1 protein-coding gene and 1 pseudogene are annotated in these 867 nt (G+C 78.5%); one reads left to right on the top strand and one right to left on the bottom strand.

Going from position 1 to position 867, the window contains the following annotated elements:
* Positions 1-86: 86 nt before the first annotated feature.
* On the bottom strand, positions 87-542 hold the full coding sequence (locus tag E2C05_RS32170; protein ID WP_133223643.1) for a GlcG/HbpS family heme-binding protein: 456 nt from the start codon (positions 540-542) through the stop codon (positions 87-89).
* Positions 543-683: 141 nt separating this feature from the next.
* Here E2C05_RS32170 and E2C05_RS32165 point away from each other — a divergent pair.
* Positions 684-867 (top strand): annotated as a pseudogene (locus E2C05_RS32165) (regulatory protein RecX); the annotation flags it as partial.

Below are 867 nucleotides of genomic sequence, written 5' to 3'. Positions count from 1 at the left end.
AAGGCAAGCCGCGCCTGGCGGCCGCGCGGAACGGCGCGCCGGCGCTGGCCGGGGCGGCCGGCAGCCGCCGGCTGCCCCGGCAGGCCTCAGGCCGCGTCGCCGGTGTCGGCCCGCAGCCCCGCCGCCTCGATGCCGGCGATGGCGCAGACCTCGTCCTGGGCGGAGACGTCGCCGCTGATGCCGACCGCGCCCAGGATCATGCCCTCGGCATCGCAGGCCAGGACGCCGCCCGGCACCGGCACGGCACGCCCGCCCGCCAGGTCGGACAGGGAGTTCATGAAGCCCTGCATGGCCTGCGCCCGCCGGGCGAGTTCCCGTCCGCCCAGCCCCAACGCCAGCGCGCCATAGGCCTTGCCGAGCGCGATCTCCGGCCGGAGGAGGGAGGACCCGTCCTCCCGCTGCATCGCCTTCACCTGGCCGCCGGCATCCAGCACCACCACGGTCAGCGGCAGCAGGGCCAGCTCCCGCCCCTTGGCGCGAGCGGCGGCGAGGATGGCATTGGCCTGGTCGAGGCTGAGGCCATTGGTGGGGTAGCGGGCCATGCGAGGGTCTCCTGGATGTCGGATGGGGCGGTGATGTGCCCCGGCGGGGCGGATCGGGCCAGGGCCGATCCGCGGCGGCGCGGTGCCGTGACCGCCGCCGGCCGGTTTGGGCGGCGCCCGGCGACATGGCAGGATGCCGCCATGGCCGAGGAGTCCCGCCCGCCCCGCAAGCCCCGCGAGCGGCCCCGCCGCGTCCCGCGCCCGGCCGGACCGCCGCCCGGGGAGGCGGCGCTGCGGGAGGCGGCGCTGGCGCATCTCGCCCGCTTCGCCGCGACCGAGGCCGGGCTCACCCGCGTGTTGCGGCGCCGGGTGGACCGCTGGGCCC

It is taken from the genome of Paracraurococcus ruber (assembly GCF_004353985.1).
Lineage (GTDB): Bacteria > Pseudomonadota > Alphaproteobacteria > Acetobacterales > Acetobacteraceae > Paracraurococcus > Paracraurococcus ruber.
The sequence above is the reverse complement of the archived record's forward strand: the minus strand, read 5'-3'. Positions and strand labels throughout refer to the sequence as shown.